Here is a 20,067-nt window from a genome sequence, read left to right as displayed (position 1 = left end):
GGTTATTTTCTTGACTTATTCCAGAAAGCGGTCAGAATCGAAGCATGCACACCTCCGGAACCACCCCACGGGAGTGGCTACGAGCAGCGGGTTTGCGGGTCACCGCACCGCGGCTCGCGGTGCTCGACGCGGTGTCCGCGCGGCCGCACTCGGATGCCGACGCGGTGGCCGCCGCCGTCCGGGAAACGCTGGGCTCGGTGTCCACGCAGGCCGTCTACGACGTCCTGCACGCCTGCGCGCGCGCCGGGATCCTGCGGCGGATCGAGCCCGCCGGCTCGTCCGCGCGGTACGAGACCCGGATCGGTGACAACCACCACCATCTGGTGTGCCGAAGCTGCGGTGCGGTCGCGGACGTCGACTGCGCCGTGGGCCATGCCCCCTGTCTGGACCCTTCGGACGCGCACGGATTCGTGGTCGATGAAGCCGAGGTCGTCTTCTGGGGGATGTGCTCGTCCTGCCGTTCCGAATAGCGGTCCACACCTTTGCCACCCGGGGCAGCCCTTCCGGGACTGATGTTCACCAGCCGAGGAGTCACCTATGACCAAGCCGACAACGACGAACACCGGTATCCCGGTCGAAAGCGACGACGAATCGCTCACCGCGGGCACGCAGGGCCCGATCCTGCTGCACGATCACTACCTCATCGAGAAGCTGGCCCAGTTCAACCGCGAACGGGTGCCGGAGCGCATCGTGCACGCCAAGGGCGCGGGCGCTTACGGTGAGCTGGTCGTGACCCACGACGTCAGCAAGTACACCAAGGCCAAGCTTTTCCAGCCCGGTGCGCGAACGGAGTCGCTGGCGCGTTTCTCCACCGTGGCCGGTGAGCAGGGCAGCCCGGACACCTGGCGTGATCCGCGCGGATTCGCGGTGAAGTTCTACACCGAGGACGGTAACTACGACCTGGTCGGCAACAACACGCCGATCTTCTTCATCAAGGACCCGATCAAGTTCCCGGACTTCATCCGGTCGCAGAAGAGGCTGCCCGGCAACGGTCTTCGCGACCACAACATGCAGTGGGACTTCTGGACGCTGCGTCCGGAGACCGCGCACCAGGTGACCTGGCTGATGGGCGATCGCGGCATCCCGAAGACCTACCGGCACATGAACGGCTACGGTTCGCATACCTACCAGTGGATCAACGCGGCCGGGGAGCGCTTCTGGGTCAAGTACCACTTCAAGACCGACCAGGGCATCGAATACCTGACCCAGGCCGACGCCGACCGGATCGCGGGCGAGGACGCCGACTACCACCGCAAGGACCTGTGGGAGGCGATCGAGCGCGGCGAGTTCCCGAGCTGGACGGTGTACGTGCAGGTGATGCCGGTCGCGGAGGCCGAGGGCTACCGGTTCAACCCGTTCGACCTCACCAAAGTGTGGTCGCACAAGGACTACCCGCTGATCGAGGTCGGGAAGTGGACGCTGAACCGCAACCCGCGCAACTACTTCGTCGACATCGAGCAGGCCGCGTTCGAGCCGTCGAACGTCGTTCCCGGCATCGGTTTCTCGCCGGACAAGATGCTGCTCGGCCGGGTCTTCGCCTACGCGGACGCCCACCGCTATCGCATCGGCACCAACTATGCGCAGCTGCCGCCGAACCAGGCCAGGGCCGCGGAGGTGAACTCCTACTCCAAGGAGGGCGCCATGCGGTACCACTACAACGACCCGAATACGCCGGTGTACGCCCCGAATTCGTTCGGCGGCCCGCACGCCGACCCGCGGCGGGCGCCCGACGGCGGAATCTGGGACTTCGACCCGACCATCGTGCGGGCAGGCTACGTCCAGCACGCCGAGGACGGTGACTTCACCCAGGCGGGCACGCTGGTGCGCGAGGTGCTCGACGACGCGCAGCGCGAGCGCTTGGTGCGCAATATCGTCGGCCACGTGCTCGGCGGTGTCCGGGAACCGGTGCTCAGCAGGGTCTTCGAGTACTGGAAGAACGTGGACGCCGATCTCGGCAAGCGGGTCGAGGAGGGCGTGCGCGCCGGGCTCGACGGCGGCGCGCGGAGCTGACATCCACGCCGGAGGCAGCTGCGTGTTCGAGGACGCGCGGCTGCCTCCGGCGTGTCCGGCCGATCCTGTTTGCCCGGTAGGAGCCGGGGGTGTCAGAGTGATGGCATGCCTCGGCTGACACGTGACTATCGAGTGGCGCTGGCCGCCGCCTTGGCGCTGCTGGCCGGTTGCGGTGCCGAAACCGAGGTGGCCGAGCCGGGTTCGATCACATCGAGCGTGCAGGCGGGCCCCGCCGCGAACGCGAGCGTGGCGGCTCTGGAGGCCCGCTACGGTGCGCAGGTCGGGTTGTTCGCGGTGGACACCGGCACCGGCCGGACGGTCACCCATCGCGCCGACGAGCGTTTCCCGTTCCTGTCCACCTTCAAGACCCTGGCGGCGGCCGCGCTGCTGCGTTCGCGTCCGCTCGACACGGGATACTTCGATCGGGTGGTTCGCTTCCACGAGGCGGATCTGGTCGCGAACTCCCCGGTGACCAGCGCCGCGGTGGCCGAGGGGATGACGCTGGCGCAAGTGGCCGAGGCCGCGATCACCCGAAGCGACAACACCGCGGGCAACCTGTTGCTGCGCGAGATCGGCGGCCCGGAGGGGCTCACGGCGTTCCTGCGCACGCTCGGCGATCCGACCAGCAGACTCGACCGCTGGGAAACCGAACTCAACACCGCGATTCCCGGTGACGAACGGGACACCACCACCCCGGCCGCGCTGGCCGCGGACTACCGCGCCGCCGCGCTGGGCGATGCGCTCGGCGCCTCCGAGCGCGACCAGCTGGTCGCCTGGCTGAAGGCCAATACCACCGGTGACAAGCGCATTCGCGCGGGGTTGCCCGCGAACTGGGTCACCGGGGACAAGACGGGCACCGGCTCCTACGGCTGCGCCAACGACGTCGCGATCGTCTGGCCGGAGGGCGGCCGGGCGCCGATCGTGATCGCGATCCTGAGCCGCAAGCCCGACGCGGACGCCGAGGCGAACAACGACCTGCTGGCGGAAGTGACGAAGGTGGCCGTCAACGGTCTCCGATGACCTGCCCCCAGCTGTCCGGTGATGAGCAGCTGACGGGCAAGCCGGGCCGCGGCGCTGCCCCACCGATGAAGGGCCGCCCGCAGCGCTGATCGGACGGAGCTCGGCAGTGTCACTCGTCGCGCGTGTCCACGGCCAAGGCAGATTCGGAGGCCTTGGCGATAGTCATATCGATCTCCTGGATCTGGAGTGTCACGCCGTCCGGATCGACGACCCGCAGGCTGCGACCGAAGTCCTCGTCGTGGATCTCGTAGTCGTAGCCGCGCTTGCGCAGCCGGTTCGCGACCACTTCCAGTTTCTCGTCGGTCGCGAACCCGAGTTCGACCGCTCCGGCGGGGCGGCCCTTCGACACTCGGAAATCGTGCAACCCGACCGCGCCCGCATCGGCCGAAAGTTGCGCCCAGACATCGAGACTCGCATTCGGATCGAGCGCCGGTCCCAGTCCGGCATAGAACTTCCGGCACGCTTCCATATCGGCGACGTACCTGATGGGCAGGACAGTAAGCATCTGCACTCCTTCTCGGAACCAACCGGAATCGAGTATCGAGCGTTGTCCCGGGGCATGGCCCGTGCTGCCGGGGCATACGCCGGGATCCGACACGCGATGCGGTGGATGCGACGGATTCCGTCACGGCGACAGCCGCGTCGCGCACAGCGCACGGGGCGAGTCGGGTGCCGCCGGACGCGCCCATGGGCACGCGCGAATTCCCGCGCGGAGTATGTGTTGCGATCCGTTCGCAGCCGGATGCGCCGGGATCGCGAAGGCTGAACGACGTGCCGTAGTAGACCTGGCCGGGTCGGTCGGCCAGGTTCGGACACCTACAGCAGGCCCCACCAATACAGCAGGCTGGCCAGAATCCAGACCACCACGGTTTCCATCGTCGCTCCCGATCTCGTTGGCGCACTCATCACCATCATCCCGCGATCGGCGGCCGGGCGGTAGGAGCTGGCCGGGCACTACTCGATAAAGCCGCGCTCACCTGCGTTTTTGATCTTGCAAGGTGTTCTTAAGTCCGCCCCAAGCCCGAGCCTGCATTGTTTGACGCACGGGAGGGACAAGCCCAGCACCGAAGGTGCGAACCGAGGAACGACCTGTCTCGAGGGGTGACAGGTCGGACCGCGGGGGTGGTGTCCGCCGGGCCGGTCTACGAGGGGTGGCCGGCCCGGCGGACGCGGAACGCGGCGCGGTCGCTCGCGCAGGCTCTTCCTGGAGCTGACCGGCAACCAAGTGTTGTTGCCGCTGCCGAAGGTAACCGACAGGTGGGCGGCGCCGAATCCGAGACGGGATGGTGTGGCTGGGCCGGTCGTGGGGGTGATCGGCCCGCCGATGTGAAACGTGTTCTAGACAGTTGAATGGTTTTGTCTTACCGTCGATACATGGTGAACGTTGCGTATCGGGCGGCTCCGGTCTTCCAACTCCGTTCCGGCCCCACCTGGGCGTCGCCGTGGGATATGTACGCGGCGCTGCGCGAGCACGACCCGGTGGCGCACGTGGTGCCGGACGTCCGTCCGGAGAACGACTACTGGGTACTCACTCGGCACGAGCACGTCTACGCCGCGGCGCGGGACAGCGAAACGTATTCCTCGCGCGACGGGCTGACGGTGGAATACGGCGAACTCGACGAACTCGGCTTGACCGACAACCCCCCGCTGGTGATGCAGGATCCCCCGCAGCACACCGACTTTCGCAGGCTGGTCGCGCGCGGGTTCACCCCGCGCCAGGTCGAGGACGTGGAACCGGTGGTCCGCCGGTTCGTGCGCGACCGGCTCGACGACATCGCCGCCCAGGGCGGCGGTGACATCGTCGCGCAGCTGTTCAAACCGCTGCCGAGCATGGTGGTGGCGCACTACCTGGGGGTTCCGGAGCGGGACCGGGCTCGGTTCGACGGCTGGACCGACGCCGTCGTCGCGGGCAGCATCGATCGGACGAACACCAAGGCGCAGGCGGCGTCAGCGGAGATGATGGGGTACTTCGCGGACCTGATCAAACGCAGGCGCAGCGATCCCGGCGACGATACGGTGTCCCTGCTGGTCCAGGCCGGCATGGCGGCCGACGATACGGACGTGCGGGGGCTGGTCCAGATTCTCGCCTACACCTGGACCATGGTCGCGGGCGGCAACGACACCACGACGGGCCTGTTGGGCGGCGCGGTGCAACTGCTGCAACAGCACCCGGACCAGCGCGCCGCGCTCGCCGCGGAACCGGACCGGATCCGCGGCGCGGTGGAGGAATTCGCCCGCCTCACCTCGCCGGTGCAGGGATTGGCGCGGACCGCGACGCGCGATGTCGAACTGGCCGGGAAGACCGTGCCCGCCGGGCGGAAGGTGCTGCTGGTGTTCGGATCCGCCAACCGGGACGAACGGGCGTTCGGCGCCGACGCCGCCGAGCTGGACATCGAGCGGAATCCGCAGCGGATCCTGACCTTCGGGCACGGGCCGCACCACTGTCTGGGCGCGGCGGCCGCGCGGATGCAGGCCCGGGTCGCGCTCGAGGAGTTGCTCGACCGGTTTCCCGAGTACGTGGTCGACATCGACGCGGTCGAGTACGCGAACGGGCCGTACGTTCGCAGGCCGACTACTGTGCCGTTCCGGTGCAGGAGCTGAGTGGCCAGGTCGGGCGGTGTGCGGCGCGTGCGGTAGAGAGGACATGGCATGAGTGGCGATTGGCTGGCCGACGGCCGCGCCGAGTTGGCCGGTGAGCGCATCCTCGACGCGGTGCGCGCGCTGTTCATCGACAAGGGCGTCAGCGGGGTCGGCATGGCCGAAGTCGCCGACGTCGCAGGCTGTTCCAGGGCGACGCTGTATCGCTACTTCGAGAATCGGCAGGCGCTCTACGTGGCCTTCGCGGGACGGGAGGCGCGGCAGCTGATCGAGCGCGTCTGGCGGGATCGGGGGGCGCCTACGAGCGCGGAGCCGGGGGAGCAGTTGCTCGACACACTGACCGCGCTGCTCGCGGAGGTGCGGAAAACGCCGCATCTGGCGGTCTGGTTCGAGCCGTCCAACGCGGGCATCGTCGCCGAACTGGCGAATTCGGCGGGTGTGGTCGATGCGCTCGCCACGGACTTCGTCGCCGGATTCCGCCCCGGGCTGCCCGTCCTCGCGGCCGAGCGCGTCGGTCGATGGGTGGTGCGGGCGATGGTGTCGTTGCTGACGTTGCCCGGCGGCGGCGAGGGCGAAGAACGAGCGATGCTGCGGGACTTCGTGCTTCCATTCCTGCTCGATGACCGAACCGTGATCGGCTGATTCCGGCACGCCGTCGACCGGAGCCGCGCGGAACTCCGATCGCGGCGCGAGCCGACGGCGGACGGCTCAGACGGTCGCCGCCGAATAGTCGGGCAGGTCGTAGGTCTCCGTCTTGCTCAACATCCGCATCATCACCGGTCGCATCGCCTTCGACATCATCACCTTGCTGAGGGCGTGGCCCGCGCGAATGCCGAAGCGGGACTTCGGCGTCATGGCGCTCAGGCCGCCGGGCTGCAACTGCTGGGCCGTCTTCACGAAGGGTCGCAGCACCTCTTCGTAACGAGCCAGGGCTGTTCCGAGGTTGTCGGCCTGCGCGGTGAGTTCACCGGCGAGGACGTACGCGCCCACCAGTGCCATCGCGGTTCCCTGCCCGGTGAGCGGTGAACCGCAGTACCCCGCGTCGCCGAGCAGGACCACCCGGCCCTGGACCCAGCTCGGCATGTCGATCCGAGCCAGCTCGTCGAAATAGAAGTCCGGCGCCTGGGACATCGCCGCCGCGATGCGGGCGGATTCCCAGCCGCCGCCGGCCAGCCGGTCGCGGATGAACTGCTGCTGTGCCGAGACATCCCGGCGCAGCGCGGGATCCGCCGCCGCGCGGATCACCACGAGCGCCTTGCAGGTGGCCGGGTCCGCATCCGGACGCATGCCCAGCCCGGTCGCTCCGACCAGGGAGTGCATCGTGAACCAGTGCCGCTCCAGGTCTTCCGGTCGCTCCAGCGTGAAAAACGACATGTAGCCGCCCAGATACGTCGCGAACTGTTCCTCCGGCCCGAACGCCATCCGGCGCGTGGCGGAATGCAGACCATCCGCGCCGATCACGAGGTCGAATCGCTCTGCCGTACCGGAGGCGAAGGTGACGTCGACGCCGGCGTCGTCCTGGCGGATCTCGGTGATCCATTCCCCGTACCGGTAATCGACACCGCCCTCGGCGGCGAGCAGATCGAGCAGCACCTGGTTGAGATCGCCCCGGGTGATCTCGATTTCGGCGACCGCGCCCTTGCCGTCGAAGAGGTCGGCGGGCATGCGGAGGATTTCGCGGCCCGCGTCGTCGACGTACTTCATGCCGCGCTCGTCGAGCTGGTACTGCCGGATGCCCGGCATCATGCCCATCCGCTCGGCCACCTCGCGGCTGGGTCCGCGTAGGTCGACTGCCTGCCCGCCGGGGCGCGGCGCCGCCGCGCGCTCCACCACGGTGGCCCGGATGCCGGACCGGAGCAGTTGCAGGGCAACGGCATTGCCGCCGATGCCGCCGCCGGCGACGAGCACGCGGAGCTGGCTGCTTGCGGACTTGGGGCTCATGACTTCCTCGACTCCCACTGGGTTTGACCAAATGTCTTAGACATATGTCTAACACAGCGTGGTACGGATGTCTAGCACAAATGTCTAAAGTGCTGGAGACGAGAATGGCCCATGGCGGCGAGGAACCCTCGCGGCCATGGGCCATCGGTGCGAAGCGGGAGCTACGAACGATGCCGCAGGTACGTCCGCCAGCTCGCGTGATGGGTGATGTCGGTGGCGGTCGCCGCGGCATCGTGGGTGCAGGTGAATCCGACGACGTCGCGCCCGTCGGCGAGTTCGATGCTGGTCAGGGCCATAGGAGCGGGGAGCTCGGCGAGGAAGACGCCCAAGCCGGCCGCGGAGACCCGGAACAGCTCACCCTCGATCGGAGCGCCGCGGCCCGGTCCGTGCCGCACCAGTCCCGGCTTGGGCGGGGTGGTGTCGAGCGCGGTCAGACGGTAGGCGTCGGTGGTGCGCACCGTGCCCAGGAAGCGGGCGCCGAGGTGTTCCAGCTGCCAGTGCAAAGGCTGCCCGCGCAGGTGCGCTCCGAAGACCGCCAGGTCGACACCCTGGTCGACGAGCAGCGGCGCGTTCACCAGGCCGAGCAGGCGGGCGGCGATGTCGACGGCCACCTGATCGGCGAATGCCGGGGTGACCAGCATGACCCCGAACGGAGCGCCGTCGGTGGTGGGTGCGCCCGGGATGGCGACGGCGGCCATGTCCAGCAGATTGCAGAAGTTGGTGTACGTGCCCATCCGCCGGTTGATGCCGATCGGATCGGCCTGCACCGCGGCGATGCTCGGATGCTCGGTGGTGGTCGGCAGCAGCAGTGCGTCGAAACCGCGCAGCAGGTCGGCGGCCGCTGCCTTCGCGCGGGTCAGCATGTCCAGATCGGCGGCGAACGCGGAGCCGGACTTCTCCCGCGCCGCCCCGATGATGGCGGCGACCGTCGGATCGGCGCCCGCTGGAGCGGTGTCCAGGAACGTGCCCACCGCGGCATGGCGTTCGGCGACGATTGCGCCGTCGTAGAGCAGCCGTGCGGCGTCGAGTAGGACGGAGACGTCGATTTCCTCGGTTTTCGCGCCGGTTTCGGCGACACCGGCGACGGTGCGCGCGAACGCCTCTCGATACGGCTCGCTGAGCGGGCCCAGGTCCTCCGGGCGTGGCACCGCGATGCGCGGCGCGAGCGGGGCGGCCAGCCGCACGTCGGCGGGCCAGACCCGGCTGCGCGGGTCGCGCGGCTCCGGGCCCGCCATCACCGCGGCCGCTGAGACCGCCGAATCGAGGTCGGCGGCGAAGACCGTCACGGCGTCGTAATCCGCGCAGGCGGGGACGGTTCCGTGCGCCGGGATCACGCCCAAGGTGGCCTTGAGGCCGACGATCCCGTGCAATGCCGCGGGCACGCGGCCGGAACCCGCTGTGTCGGTGCCGATTCCGATGTCCGCGACGCCGAGCGCCACCGCCACGGCGGAACCGGAACTCGACCCGCCCGACACCAACTCCGGATCGAGGGCGTTGCGCACCGCGCCATACGGGCTGCGTGTCCCGACCAGCCCGGTGGCGAACTGGTCCAAGTTCGTCTTGCCAAGCACCAGCGCGCCCGCCGCGACCAATCGCTCGACCGCCGCCGCGGTCGCTTCCGGCTGATAAGCGAACTCCGGGCAGGCCGCGGTGGTCGGCAGGCCCGCCACATCGATGTTGTCCTTCACCGCCACCAGCACTCCGGCCAGCGGCAGGGTCTCTCCGTCGGCGAGCCGCCGTGCGAGCGTGGCTGCCTCGGCGGCGACTTCGGACTCGGGTCGCAGGGTGATCCACACCTCCGGCCGATCGACTTCGGCGATTCGCCGATAGGCGGCCGCGACGCGTGCGACGGGGTCGGCTGCGATGTTGCCTAGGACGCCTGGGGGCATTCAGTCGGCTCCGATCACTACTAGGGGCGTTCCCGGCTCCACCTTGGCGCCGGACGTGGTCAGGACCTTCAGCACGGTGCCCGCAGCCGGGCTGTGCACAGGTAATTCGAGTTTCATCGCCTCGAGGACGGCGACCGCCGCACCCGCCGCGACCCGCTGACCGGCTTCGACTTCCACCCGCCACACATTGCCGATCATCGGCGCGGTGACGACGGTCGCGTCGGCGGGCAGCCCCGCCAGCGGGTCGTGGATCGGTGCGGCGACGGGCGCGACGGCGCCGCGTTCGAACTCGCCCGCCGCCCGCCACGCGTCCTTCTCCGCCTCGAACGCGGCGGCCTGCCCGGCCTCGAACTCGGCGATCGCACCGGCCTCGGTGCGCAGCAACCGCAGATGGTCGGCGAGCGCGAAGCTGCCCTCGCTCACCTCGGCGTCGAACCTGCCCGCGGCGGCCGCGGCGCGGTATTCGAGCAACTGCTGCGCGCCGACCGGTTCCCAGACGATGCGATCGAAGAACCGGAACAGCCAGGGCGTGCCCGCTTCGAACGGCGCGGACTGCCGATAGCTGGACCAGATCGGCACCGTCCGGCCGATCAGCTGGTAACCGCCCGGCGAGGCCATCCCGTAGACGCACAGGTACTTGCCGCCGATGCCGACGGCGTCCGAGGGGGTCCAGGTACGCGCCGGGTTGTATTTGGTGGTGACCAGGCGGTGCCGCGGATCGAGTGGAACCGCCAGCGGCGCACCGAGATACACGTCACCGAGCCCGAGTACCAGATACTCGGCGTCGAAGACGGTGGCGCGTACGTCGTCGACGCTGTCGAGCCCGTTGATGCGGCGGATGAACTCGGTGTTCGACGGCAGCCACGGCGCGGTGTCGCGCACACCGCTGCGGTAACGGTCGATCGCTTCGGCGATGGACGGGTCGTCGAACGACAGCGGCAGCCGGATGGTGCGGCTCGGCACCACCAGATCGGTCGTGGCGGGCAGTTCGGCTTCGAGTTCGGCCAACGTGCCGAGCAATCGATAGTGCGGCAACACTTCCGGGTCGAAGTGGATGTGCAGGGAGCGGACGCCAGGGGTGACGTCGAGGATGCCGGGCAGCCGGACGACCGCGAGAGCTTCGGACAGCGCGTGCACCCGCATGCGCAGCCCGAGATCCAGCACCATCTCGCCGTACTCGACCAGGACGTTGTCGTCGCCACCGCGCAGATAACGCACCTGCGGCCGGTCCGGTGACGCCTCGATGCCGCCGAGGACACCGCGATCCCGCAGCGCGGCGGGAGAACCGGTGGGCAGATCCGGCACGCGGCTGCGGTCGGACGCGCGCAGCGCGGCCGCCTTGTCGTCGTCGACCGGCACGAACCGCACCGTGTCGCCGGGACGTAACTGACCCATTCGCCAGCGATGCGCGGACACCACGGTGAGCGGGCAGGCGAAGCCGCCGAGGCTGGGGCCGTCGGGCCCGAGCAGGATGGGCGTGTCACCGGAGACGTTCAACGCGCCCACGCTGTAGGGGTTGTCGTGCAGGTTGGACGGGTGCAGCCCGGCCTCGCCGCCGTCGGTGCGCGACCAGGCCGGTTTCGGTCCCTCCAGCCGGATGCCGGTGCGGTTGGCGTGGCTGCCGACCCGCCACGGGTGCGTGCAGAACCGGGTCATGTCGGCGTCGGTGAAGTAGGCGGGCGCGGTCTGCGGACCGACGCCGACCGCGAGCTGCCAGTCATGGGTGAACGCGGGCCGGTCTCCCGGCGGCACCGCGGCGGGTGCGCCGAGTGCGCCGGCGTCCACCGAGGCGATGCCGAGCACGTCGCCGGTCGCCACCGCCTTTCCGGTCACACCGCCGAATCCGCCGAGGGTGAAGGTGGCCGCGCTGCCGTGGTAGAGCGGCGCATCGATACCGCCGCGCACCGCCAGATAGGTGCGCAGGCCGGTGTCGGCGGGTGCGCCGATGTCCAGCACCGCGCCCGCGGCAACGATGACCGGCTCCCACATCGCCACCGGGCGGCCGTCCACCGTTACCGGCGCCGGCGCACCGGTCACGCAGACGACGGTGGTGTCGGAGAAGCGCAATTGTGGTCCCTGCAAGGTGCATTCGAGCGCGGGGACGCCGACCGGGTTGCCGACCGCGGTGTTGGCGAGGGTGAAGGAGAGGTCGTCCATCGGGCCGGACGGGGGAATGCCGACCTCCCACAGACCGATTCGGCCGGGGTAGTCCTGCACGGTCGTCATGGTGCCGCCGCGCAGCACGTCGATGCGGCGGCCGACCGGGCGGATCTCGGCGAGCGTGGTGGTGGTGTGCTCGGTACGCAGCACCCGGCCGTCGGCCGCGGCTCGGCGCGCTTGCGGCAGATTCGTCTGGACGCCGTAGATCCGGGTCCCGGCGAGTGCGGTGCGCAGCGCGGCGAAGGCGTCCGCTCGGTTCTCGCCGGTGCTGATCACCTTGGCCAGCAGCGGGTCGTAATACGGACTGACCTCCGAACCGGTGGCGACCCACGTGTCCACCCGGACGTCGTCCGGGAAGTGCGCGGCCGTGATCAGGCCCGCGCTCGGGCGGTAGTCGTGGCCGGGATCTTCCGCGTAGACACGAGCCTCCACCGCGTGACCGGTGATCGCCGGGCCGCTCTCGGGCTGTTCGTCGACCATCGAGGTGTCGCCGCCGGCGAGGCGCAGCATCCATTCCACCAGGTCGACGCCGGTGACCGCCTCGGTGACCGGATGCTCCACCTGCAGACGGGTGTTCATCTCCAGGAACGACGCGGCGCCGCTGTCGGCGTCATAGACGAACTCCACCGTCCCGGCCGAGCGATATCCGACCGAGCGGGCGAGTTCCCGGGACGCGGCGAGCAAGCGCTGTGACAGTTCCGCGGCGAGCCCAGGCGCGGGCGCTTCCTCGATCACCTTCTGGTTGCGGCGTTGCAGCGAACAGTCCCTGGTGCCGAGACTGACCACGCGGCCATGGCCGTCGCCGAACAGCTGCACCTCGATGTGCCTGGCGCGTGCGACGAAACGTTCCAGGAAGACGCCCGCCGAACCGAAGTTCGCCGCCGCGATGCGCTGCACCCGCTCGTAGGCCGCGCGCACCTTGTCCGGGCCGAAGCAGGCCTGCATGCCGATGCCGCCACCGCCGCCGACCGCCTTCAGCATCACGGGAAAGCCGATCCGCTCGGCCTCCGCCACCGCGTGATCGGCCGATTCGAGCAGGTCGCTGCCCGGAATGAGCGGTACGCCGACCGCGCGCGCCGCCGTGCGTGCGGTGTGCTTGTCCCCGAAGACGCGCAGCTGCTCGGGGGTCGGTCCGACGAACGCGATGCCCGCGTTCTCGACCGCGCCGGCGAAATCGGCGTTCTCCGAGAGAAAGCCGTAGCCGGGATGAATCGCTCCGGCTCCGGCGGTCAGCGCCGCTTCGACCACCACCTCGGCCCGCAGATACGACTCCGCCGCCGGGCCCGGTCCCAGCCGCACGGCGACGTCAGCCATCTCGACGTGCGCGGCGCTCACATCGGCGTCGGAGTACACGGCGACCGTCTTCAGCCCCAGCGCTCGGGCCGTCCGCAGGATGCGGCAGGCGATCTCGCCACGATTGGCGACGAGCACCGTATCGAATTCCAGACTCACTACCGCTCCCTGCTAATCCGTTGCCAGCGACATCGCCGCGATCGCGCGGGTGACTCGTTCGAGCACCACGTCAAGCGATTCGCCGATGTGCGTGTGCAGCAGCCGATACGCGAGCGGGAGGTCGTCGGCCAGTACGGCGTCCAGAATTCCGAGATGCTCGGCGATGGTGGTCTCGATCCGGTTGTTGACCATGAAGTCGTACATCCGTACGTGGCGGATGCGGGAATTCACCGCCTTCAGTGCCCGCACCATCTCCGTGTTGCCCGCCGCGGTGAGTAGGGTGACGTGAAATTCCTCGTCGCGCACCACGAAACCGGGTTCCTGTTCCGGCGGGTCGGCGCGCAGCTCCAGCCAGGCGGCGCGCTCGGATTCGAGGAGTTCCCGGTCGTGAGTGACCGCGGGATTGGTCATCGCGCGCTGTAAACCGCCCAGCTCCAGCGTGATTCGCAGCTCGTACAGGTCACGGATCAGCGGGATGCTCGGCCGTACCGGACTGAAGCCGTATTCTTCACGTTGTAACAGTCCGTCCGAGCACAGGACGGTCAGCGCTTCGCGGATCGGCGTGCGCGAGATGCCGAAGCGCGCGGAGAGTTTCGGTTCGGTCAGCCGTTCGCCGAATTTGATGTCTCCGTTCATGAGCTCGCTGCGCAGCGCCGCGTACACCACGTCGCGCAGCGGTTTGCCCGCCGCGTCCGCCAGGGTCGCTATCCGTGTCGACATGCCTGTATACGCTATTGACCTCCCATTTCGATGGAGTGTCCGTAAGTTATCGCCGCGTTAGCGTCTGCTCACCGCGCCGGTCGCGGCGCTGTGCCCCGCCGACCGGTCCGGCAGGGAGGCGAAACGGAATCCCGCGCCGGATCGACAGACTCGTCGAGTCGGTTGTCCATCAGCGAAGCAACAAGGAGACGGTATGAAGCGCAGCACGAAGTTCGCCGGAGCACTCGCCGCCGTAGCGGTGGCGCCGATTCTCGCGGCCGGTACCGCTCAGGCCGACCCGGGCACGGTCTACTTCTCGGTGGGCAGCACGAACTGCGCGATCTTCGCCGACGGCTCGCTCGGCTGCGATTTCGCCGCTTTACTGCGTCTGAGCTACTACATCGGCGACACCTACGTCCCGGTACCGGTGCCGGTCAGCGAGATCGCGATCGACCAGCCCTGGCTGCCCGCGCATCCCACCTTCGACCCGGGCACGCCCTACACCCTGCCGGGCGGCAATCCCAGCATCTACGACGTGAAGACCGGTTCGGGACAGTGGGGTCCGATCATCGAGCACGCGGGCGCGTCGTGCCAGGTCGGCTTCCACGGCAGCTTCACCTGTCAGGCGCTGGGCCGGGGATTCACGTCCTACGGCGGCACGGTCGTCGCGTGATCGCCCGGCGGCGCGCTCGCCGCCGGGCGGGCGCGCCGGTCGGGAATCGCGCCGTCAGCGGCCGCTTGTGCCGTTGAGCCGGATGACCTGTGCGTTGACCGTGCTCGCCGCGGCGCCGGAAAGATAGGCGACCACCGCGCTCGGCTCGGTCGGCTGCATCGCGGCGAGGGCGGTCTCGAGTTCCGCGTTGTCCGTCGTGCCTTCGCCATAGCTGACCGTGTTGACGGTGATCCGCCGCGCTACGAAGTCCGGGGCCACGGCCTGGCCGAGCTGCTCGACCGCGCCGCGCGTCGCGTCGTGCACCGCGCTGCCCGGGTCGGCGGGATCGCAGACGGAGATGATCCGGCCTTCGTCGGCCAAGTGCTGCAAAGCCAGCTGCAGGCCGTGGAAGACGCCCTTCACCGTCGCCGCGAACGCGCTGTCGAACGCCTCGGAGCTGAGCTTGGGGAAGGGCTCGGACTCCGGCACCGCCGCGGTGTTGACCAGCAGATGCCACTCGCCGCATTCCTCCAGCAGTGCCTGCACCAGCTCCTCGTACTCGCCGCGATCGGCGATATCGGCCGCGAGCGCCAGCGCGGTGCCGCCGGCCTCGGTGATCTCCTTCACCACGTCGGCGGCGGGCTCAGGGAAGTGCGGATGGTGCACCACGACCCGTGCACCCTGCGCGCCAAGCGTTTTCGCGATCGACCTGCCGATCCCGGTGTAGGCCGCCGTGACCAGCGCGGTCTTCCCGGACAGCGGTTTGTCCGCGGGCACGCTATCGACGGGCTTGCTCATCTGCGGACCTTTCGTCGATTGCGGAAATAAGGTTCTAGCGATGATATTCCCGCATCCGGCCGGACCAACCTACGAAGGACCGCCGGTCCGCACCGTGTCGAGTGCACCGGCGATGGTGAGCGTTCGCAGCGGCCGCGGGACCGGCAGCGCGGAACGAATGCCCGAGTCCGGTCGCGCGTGCGCGTAACAGCGGTCTCTCGCGTCGTTCCGGTGACGATCGCGATCGCCGCGCTGTAGCGTTGCAAGCATGTGCCGAGGCGACGCACCAGCATCGGCCTCGTGCGTGAAAGGCTTTGGAACCCGCTGATTCGCGCGATGGCGAGCGGTCTCGCTACGCGTCGATGAAAAGGTCGAGGGCCAGCGCGCCGTCACCCGGGGCAACGCGATATCGGTCCAGATCGGTGATTCCGTTGGCGGCTAGAACCTCTTCATCGAGCAGCAGCCGGCCGGTGTTGGTCGCGGCGGGGCTGGTCACCACGAGCAGGGCGGCGTCGGCGCAGATGTCGGCGGTGCGGGATGCGGCGACGGCTTCCGCACCGCCGAGCAGGTTACGGACCGCGGCGGTGTCGATTTTCGTCCGCGGCCACAGCGAGTTCACGGCGATGCCGTAGGCCCGGAATTCGTGCGCCAGACCGACCGTGGCGATGCTGACGCCGTATTTGGAGACGGTGTAGGCGACACCGTTGCCGACGTGCTCGGGGTTCATGTTGAGGGGTGGGGAGAGCGTGAGGATATGCGGGTCGCGCCCGGCCCGGGCCGAGCTGCGCAGGTACGGGAGCGCCAGCTTGGAGAGCAGGAACGGGGCGCGGACGTTGACGGCTTGCATGTGGTCGTAGCGCTGCATGCCGATCTGCTCCGCACCGGTGAGATCGACCGATCCGGCGTTGTTGACCAGGATGTCGATGCCCCCGAAACGCTCGACGATCCGCTCGACGGCGTCGGCCAGCGCCTTGTCGTCGCGGACGTCGGCCACCAGCGGCAGCACGGCCCCGCCTGCGGCTTCGGCGCGGGCGGCGGCGGTGTGGATGGTGCCGGGCAGTTTGGGATGCGGCTCCTGGGTGCGGGCGATCATGGCGACGTTCGCGCCCTCCGCCGCGAACCTGATCGCGATCGCCGAGCCGATGCCACGGCTGGCTCCGGTGATCACCGCGGTCTTGCCTGCGAGCAGACCCTCGTTCGTCGTGGATGGGGAAGTGGGTCCGCGCATAGCCGGTGTTGCCCTTCGGATTCGGTCGATCTTGTTCCGAGGCTAACCGCCGTTCGGCGCAACCGGGGGCGGTTCGGCCGCCACCGCCGCGCGGATTCGCGCCTGCTTCCGGTTGCTACATTGTCGCTACTCGTCGGCATCACGGTGGCTGGCTCGGCAACGGGAAAGGCCCCTGACCGTGCACCGGTCAGGGGCCTTTCCCGTCGTCTCAACCACGAGTCGGGGTGACAGGATTTGAACCTGCGACCTCTTCGTCCCGAACGAAGCGCGCTACCAAGCTGCGCCACACCCCGTGAAGCGAACCTGGAGTAGCTTACAACAGGGTGGCGCGAGACGTTAAACCGGCAGGTCAGTCAGCCTGCGAGGGGGCGAATGCTGGTGAAGATGCGCTTGGCGGTCTCGGCGTCGAGGGCGTGCGGGACGCCCGTGTCGGCGGCGATCACCATGACGAAGTTCCCCTCTTCGTTGGGGAACGCGGCGGTGTAGACGGAGTACGCCTTCGCGCAGCCGGGCTTGGCGTCGGCGACCGTGCCTTTGGTCTCCACGAACATGCCGTGCTGGGAACCGTCGAGCGACGCCAACGGCATGGGCAATCCGGGCGTGCCGCCGGGCGTCGCCTTGTAGGCGAGCGTGGCGGTCCTCGTGCCGAGTTCGGTCGCCGCCTTTCCCGGATCGGAGGTGTTCGAGCCCGTGAGGAAAGCGACGGTCCGGGTCGAGCCGGGGCAGTAGCCTTTGCCCTCGCTGGCCAAGCCTTTGCCGGCGACGGCGTTCGGTGGTTCGCCGAATCCGCCGATGGTGCCTTGCGGCGCGATCGTCCAGTCGGCGGGCACGTCGTAGGCCGCGCCGCTGTCGGGCGCTCTGACGACTTGGAACCCGGGGATGACCGGGTTCTTGTCGCCGGAACCCCGGGCGGTTGTCGTGGGGGCGGATGTGGTGGTGGTCCGGGTGGGCGCGGGCGCAGCGGTGGTGGTGGTGAGCGCGTTCACCATCGACGGTGTCGCGTCCCGAGCGGCTTCGTCCTTGTCGGTCCTCGTCAGGGCCACTGCCCCGGCTACCAGACCGCCCACCAACAGCACCGCCAAGCCGATCGTCAGGACGAGCGTTCCCCGGTCGCGGGCGTTCGGATGGTTCGGTGGCGGTCCCCCGAAGCCGCCTTGCGGACCGTAGCCGGGTCGACCATCGGGCGCTGGGCCGTATGGTCCGGGGCCGCCCGCGGGTTGCCACTGCCCACCTTGCGTCGGATGCCCGAACCGATCGACCGGATAGCCGAGTTGGGTCGGCGTCGAGTCGGCAAGGTCGGGCACGGCGGTCAGCCTTCGGTTTCGGACAGGGCCGGACTGGTCGAGCGCGCCGAGCGGTTGCCCGAGCATGGTCGGATCGTTGCGCCCGTGGGCGGGATCCGGGTCGGTCTGCGGCGGCCATTGTCCGGCGGTTCGAGCCAGGATCGTCGGGTCGTTTCGGTCCTGCCCTCCTGGCTGCGGGCCACCCGGCGACTGGGCGAGCAGGGTCGGATCGGCCTGCGCGGGTGCGTCCGGCGCCCATGACAAGGCGGGATCGCCCGGCCAGGCGGGTTGCCACTGGAGTGTGGGTGCGGGCTCTTGACCCGGTTGCCACTGGGGAACAGGGTCGGATGGCCACGGGTGCGGCGGTCCGCCACCGTCGGTCGGCGCGGTTCCCGGTTGCCACGGGGACGTGGGGGCGTGCTCTTGCGAGCTGGGTTGCCACTGCTCCGGATTACCGGGAGATTGTTCTCGGCCGCCGCGCTGCCACGGCGTGGCACCGGGCTGGACTGGTTGGCCGTACTCGCCGGGCTGCCCCTGTGACGGCTGTTGCGGCGCGCCGGATTGCCGCGGATGCGCTCCGTCGTCCGGCGGGCGAGGGGCGAAGTCGTCTCTTGCCGGGGGAAAGGCGGAACCCGGTGCGGGGGCGGGCTGTTGCCGAGGAACCGGCGGCCCGGCGGGCCGTCCCAGAATCGTCGGGTCGTCGCGCCGGTCGTCGAATCCACTCACAGTTGTCCCCTACCTGACACACGTCTCGGCAGGGGACCTTAGCGGGCGATGGCCTCCGATGCCGACACTCCGTGGCCCGTGTCGGCTCCCGGCCGCTTCGGCGGCGCGGCGACCAGCGTCAACAACGTCGCCTCCGGACGGCAGCAGAATCGGTACGGCGCCCACGGAGAGGTGCCGACCCCCGCGGAGACGTGCAACCGGGTGTGCTCACCCCACTTCGACGGACCCTTCACCCGGGACCGGTCGATCCCACAGTTGGTGACCAGGGCGCCGTAGCCGGGCAGGCACAACTGGCCGCCGTGGGTGTGCCCGGCGAGCACCAAGTCGTACCCGTCGTCGGCGAAACGGTCCAGCACGCGGGGCTCGGGGGAGTGGGTGAGGCCGAGCCGCAGGTCGGCCAGCGGGTTCGGGGCGCCTGCGACCGTGTCGTACCGGTCGCGTTGCAGATGCGGATCGTCGACACCGGCGGTGGCGATGCGGATCCCGGAGACCTCGAGGTCGCGCCGCACATGCGTCAAGTCGAGCCAGCCGCGCTCGGTGAAGGCGGCGCGCAGGTCCTTCCACGGCAGCGGAGCGCCGTAGGTGCGGCGATGGTCCTTCTTGAAGTACTTCAGCGGGTTCTTCGCCACCGGCGCGAAGTAGTCGTTGCTGCCGAAAACGAAAAGGCCCGGGCGGGAGAGCAATCCGCCGAGGGCCTGGACCACCGCGGGCACCGACTTCTGGTGCGACAGGTTGTCGCCGGTGTTGACCACCAGGTCGGGCTCCAGCCGGTCCAGTTCCCGCAGCCACTGTTGCTTGAGCTTCTGTCCCGGCATCATGTGCAGGTCGCTGAGATGGAGCAACCGCAGCGACGACGACCCCGGCGCCAGCACGGGCATGGTCGCCTCCCGTAGGACGAAGGCGTTGCGTTCGACCAGCGAGGCGTAGCCGATTCCGGCCACCGCGGCCCCGGCGGCTCCCAGCGCGGTCGTGCGTACAGCAGAGGTCGAGATCACGGGCATTTGCCCAGCATAGGTGACCTCGTGCAGGAGCGCCGAGTGTGTTTCCGCACAAGCGCCCGTTTTTACGACGGGAAATCGGGCCGCGCGGCAAATGTAGTGGGACCGCCGCGCCGCAGCGGCTACCGTGAGCGGCATGTCGGAACTCAAATCGCAGCTGCGCGCGGATCTCACCGCCGCGATGAAAGCCAAGGACACGCTGCGCCTTTCCACAGTGCGGATGCTGCTGTCGGCGATCCAGACCGCGGAGGTCGCCGGCTCGGAGGCCCGTGAGCTCACCGACGCCGAGGTCGTCTCCGTATTGCAGAAGGAAGCGAAGAAGCGCAACGAATCCGCCGAGGTCTACACGCAGGCCGGGCGCGGCGAACTGGCGGCGAACGAGCACGCCGAGGCGCGCATCATCGAGGAGTACCTGCCGACTCAGCTGACCGACCTGGAGGTCGCCGATCTCGCCGACACCGCCATCGCGCAGGTCGCCGAGGAGATCGGGGAGCGTCCCGGGATGCGCCAGATGGGGCAGGTCATGAAGATCGCCACCGGACTCGCCGCGGGCAAGGCCGACGGCTCGCGCATATCGGCGGCCGTGAAGGCGCGGTTGTAGGCAGCGACGAAAAGGGGCCGCGAACCGTAGGAT

General features: G+C 69.2%; 16 protein-coding genes and 1 tRNA gene. 7 read left to right on the top strand and 10 right to left on the bottom strand.

Annotated elements, in window-relative coordinates; genetic code table 11:
- Window positions 1-44 precede the first annotated feature (44 nt).
- The 3 genes from GVY64_RS22005 to bla all read left to right on the top strand — a co-directional run bounded on the left by GVY64_RS22005 (window position 45) and on the right by bla (window position 3,030).
- Window positions 45-470, top strand: a complete 426-nt coding sequence (locus GVY64_RS22005; RefSeq protein WP_159844424.1) for a Fur family transcriptional regulator — start codon at window positions 45-47, stop codon at window positions 468-470.
- A 67-nt stretch (window positions 471-537) separates the two neighbouring features.
- On the top strand, window positions 538-2,010 hold the full coding sequence (locus GVY64_RS22000; RefSeq protein ID WP_159844422.1) for a catalase: 1,473 nt from the start codon (window positions 538-540) through the stop codon (window positions 2,008-2,010).
- Window positions 2,011-2,115: 105 nt separating this feature from the next.
- Window positions 2,116-3,030, top strand: coding sequence for a class A beta-lactamase (gene bla, locus GVY64_RS21995; RefSeq protein WP_159844420.1), 915 nt, complete (start codon window positions 2,116-2,118; stop codon window positions 3,028-3,030).
- Between the two features lie 109 nt (window positions 3,031-3,139).
- Here bla and GVY64_RS21990 read toward each other — a convergent pair whose 3' ends face one another.
- Complete coding sequence (locus tag GVY64_RS21990) at window positions 3,140-3,535, bottom strand: VOC family protein (RefSeq protein WP_159844418.1); 396 nt, start codon at window positions 3,533-3,535, stop codon at window positions 3,140-3,142.
- Between the two features lie 869 nt (window positions 3,536-4,404).
- Between GVY64_RS21990 and GVY64_RS21985 the strand changes: the two genes are divergently transcribed.
- Together GVY64_RS21985 and GVY64_RS21980 are read left to right on the top strand one after the other, a co-directional pair.
- Window positions 4,405-5,631: a cytochrome P450 gene (locus GVY64_RS21985; protein ID WP_159844416.1), complete on the top strand. Its 1,227-nt coding sequence runs from the start codon at window positions 4,405-4,407 to the stop codon at window positions 5,629-5,631.
- 48 nt (window positions 5,632-5,679) lie between these two features.
- Window positions 5,680-6,270, top strand: a complete 591-nt coding sequence (locus GVY64_RS21980; protein WP_159844414.1) for a TetR/AcrR family transcriptional regulator — start codon at window positions 5,680-5,682, stop codon at window positions 6,268-6,270.
- A 66-nt stretch (window positions 6,271-6,336) separates the two neighbouring features.
- Here GVY64_RS21980 and GVY64_RS21975 read toward each other — a convergent pair whose 3' ends face one another.
- The 4 genes from GVY64_RS21975 to GVY64_RS21960 all read right to left on the bottom strand — a co-directional run bounded on the left by GVY64_RS21975 (window position 6,337) and on the right by GVY64_RS21960 (window position 13,790).
- Window positions 6,337-7,569, bottom strand: coding sequence for an FAD-dependent monooxygenase (locus tag GVY64_RS21975; RefSeq protein WP_159844412.1), 1,233 nt, complete (start codon window positions 7,567-7,569; stop codon window positions 6,337-6,339).
- A gap of 161 nt (window positions 7,570-7,730) precedes the next feature.
- Window positions 7,731-9,458: an allophanate hydrolase gene (gene atzF / locus GVY64_RS21970; RefSeq protein WP_159844410.1), complete on the bottom strand. Its 1,728-nt coding sequence runs from the start codon at window positions 9,456-9,458 to the stop codon at window positions 7,731-7,733.
- Window positions 9,459-13,070: an urea carboxylase gene (uca, locus tag GVY64_RS21965; RefSeq protein ID WP_159844408.1), complete on the bottom strand. Its 3,612-nt coding sequence runs from the start codon at window positions 13,068-13,070 to the stop codon at window positions 9,459-9,461. It abuts the gene before it with no gap.
- 12 nt (window positions 13,071-13,082) lie between these two features.
- Window positions 13,083-13,790 (bottom strand): GntR family transcriptional regulator, encoded by a 708-nt coding sequence (locus GVY64_RS21960; protein ID WP_159844406.1) that lies wholly within the window; start codon window positions 13,788-13,790, stop codon window positions 13,083-13,085.
- A 193-nt stretch (window positions 13,791-13,983) separates the two neighbouring features.
- Here GVY64_RS21960 and GVY64_RS21955 point away from each other — a divergent pair, with 193 nt between their 5' ends.
- Window positions 13,984-14,442, top strand: coding sequence for a hypothetical protein (locus tag GVY64_RS21955; protein ID WP_159844404.1), 459 nt, complete (start codon window positions 13,984-13,986; stop codon window positions 14,440-14,442).
- A gap of 54 nt (window positions 14,443-14,496) precedes the next feature.
- On the opposite strand, the gene GVY64_RS21950 is transcribed toward GVY64_RS21955, so the two are convergent.
- The 5 genes from GVY64_RS21950 to GVY64_RS21930 form a co-directional block, all read right to left on the bottom strand.
- Window positions 14,497-15,219: an SDR family NAD(P)-dependent oxidoreductase gene (locus tag GVY64_RS21950; protein ID WP_159844402.1), complete on the bottom strand. Its 723-nt coding sequence runs from the start codon at window positions 15,217-15,219 to the stop codon at window positions 14,497-14,499.
- 331 nt (window positions 15,220-15,550) lie between these two features.
- Window positions 15,551-16,426 (bottom strand): SDR family oxidoreductase, encoded by an 876-nt coding sequence (locus GVY64_RS21945; protein WP_159844400.1) that lies wholly within the window; start codon window positions 16,424-16,426, stop codon window positions 15,551-15,553.
- 219 nt (window positions 16,427-16,645) lie between these two features.
- Window positions 16,646-16,719: transfer RNA gene (locus GVY64_RS21940), tRNA-Pro, on the bottom strand.
- Window positions 16,720-16,779: 60 nt separating this feature from the next.
- Entirely contained in the window at window positions 16,780-17,973 is a 1,194-nt protein-coding gene (locus tag GVY64_RS21935) for a hypothetical protein (protein ID WP_159844398.1), read from the bottom strand.
- A gap of 500 nt (window positions 17,974-18,473) precedes the next feature.
- Entirely contained in the window at window positions 18,474-19,436 is a 963-nt protein-coding gene (locus tag GVY64_RS21930) for a metallophosphoesterase (protein WP_159844396.1), read from the bottom strand.
- Between the two features lie 133 nt (window positions 19,437-19,569).
- Here GVY64_RS21930 and GVY64_RS21925 point away from each other — a divergent pair, with 133 nt between their 5' ends.
- Window positions 19,570-20,034: a GatB/YqeY domain-containing protein gene (locus GVY64_RS21925; RefSeq protein ID WP_159844394.1), complete on the top strand. Its 465-nt coding sequence runs from the start codon at window positions 19,570-19,572 to the stop codon at window positions 20,032-20,034.
- The last annotated feature ends 33 nt before the right edge of the window (window positions 20,035-20,067 follow it).

This window comes from Nocardia sp. CY41 (assembly GCF_009829325.1).
Lineage (GTDB): Bacteria > Actinomycetota > Actinomycetes > Mycobacteriales > Mycobacteriaceae > Nocardia.
This window is presented reverse-complemented; position numbering and strand designations above follow the sequence as displayed.

Coding starts and splice junctions, on each gene's coding strand:
- GVY64_RS22005 (WP_159844424.1), top strand. CDS start 45: ATGCACACCTCCGGAACCACCCCACGGGAGTGGCTACGAGCAGCGGGT.
- GVY64_RS22000 (WP_159844422.1), top strand. CDS start 538: ATGACCAAGCCGACAACGACGAACACCGGTATCCCGGTCGAAAGCGAC.
- bla (WP_159844420.1), top strand. CDS start 2,116: ATGCCTCGGCTGACACGTGACTATCGAGTGGCGCTGGCCGCCGCCTTG.
- GVY64_RS21990 (WP_159844418.1), bottom strand. CDS start 3,535: ATGCTTACTGTCCTGCCCATCAGGTACGTCGCCGATATGGAAGCGTGC.
- GVY64_RS21985 (WP_159844416.1), top strand. CDS start 4,405: ATGGTGAACGTTGCGTATCGGGCGGCTCCGGTCTTCCAACTCCGTTCC.
- GVY64_RS21980 (WP_159844414.1), top strand. CDS start 5,680: ATGAGTGGCGATTGGCTGGCCGACGGCCGCGCCGAGTTGGCCGGTGAG.
- GVY64_RS21975 (WP_159844412.1), bottom strand. CDS start 7,569: ATGAGCCCCAAGTCCGCAAGCAGCCAGCTCCGCGTGCTCGTCGCCGGC.
- atzF (WP_159844410.1), bottom strand. CDS start 9,458: ATGCCCCCAGGCGTCCTAGGCAACATCGCAGCCGACCCCGTCGCACGC.
- GVY64_RS21960 (WP_159844406.1), bottom strand. CDS start 13,790: ATGTCGACACGGATAGCGACCCTGGCGGACGCGGCGGGCAAACCGCTG.
- GVY64_RS21955 (WP_159844404.1), top strand. CDS start 13,984: ATGAAGCGCAGCACGAAGTTCGCCGGAGCACTCGCCGCCGTAGCGGTG.
- GVY64_RS21950 (WP_159844402.1), bottom strand. CDS start 15,219: ATGAGCAAGCCCGTCGATAGCGTGCCCGCGGACAAACCGCTGTCCGGG.
- GVY64_RS21945 (WP_159844400.1), bottom strand. CDS start 16,426: ATGCGCGGACCCACTTCCCCATCCACGACGAACGAGGGTCTGCTCGCA.
- GVY64_RS21930 (WP_159844396.1), bottom strand. CDS start 19,436: ATGCCCGTGATCTCGACCTCTGCTGTACGCACGACCGCGCTGGGAGCC.
- GVY64_RS21925 (WP_159844394.1), top strand. CDS start 19,570: ATGTCGGAACTCAAATCGCAGCTGCGCGCGGATCTCACCGCCGCGATG.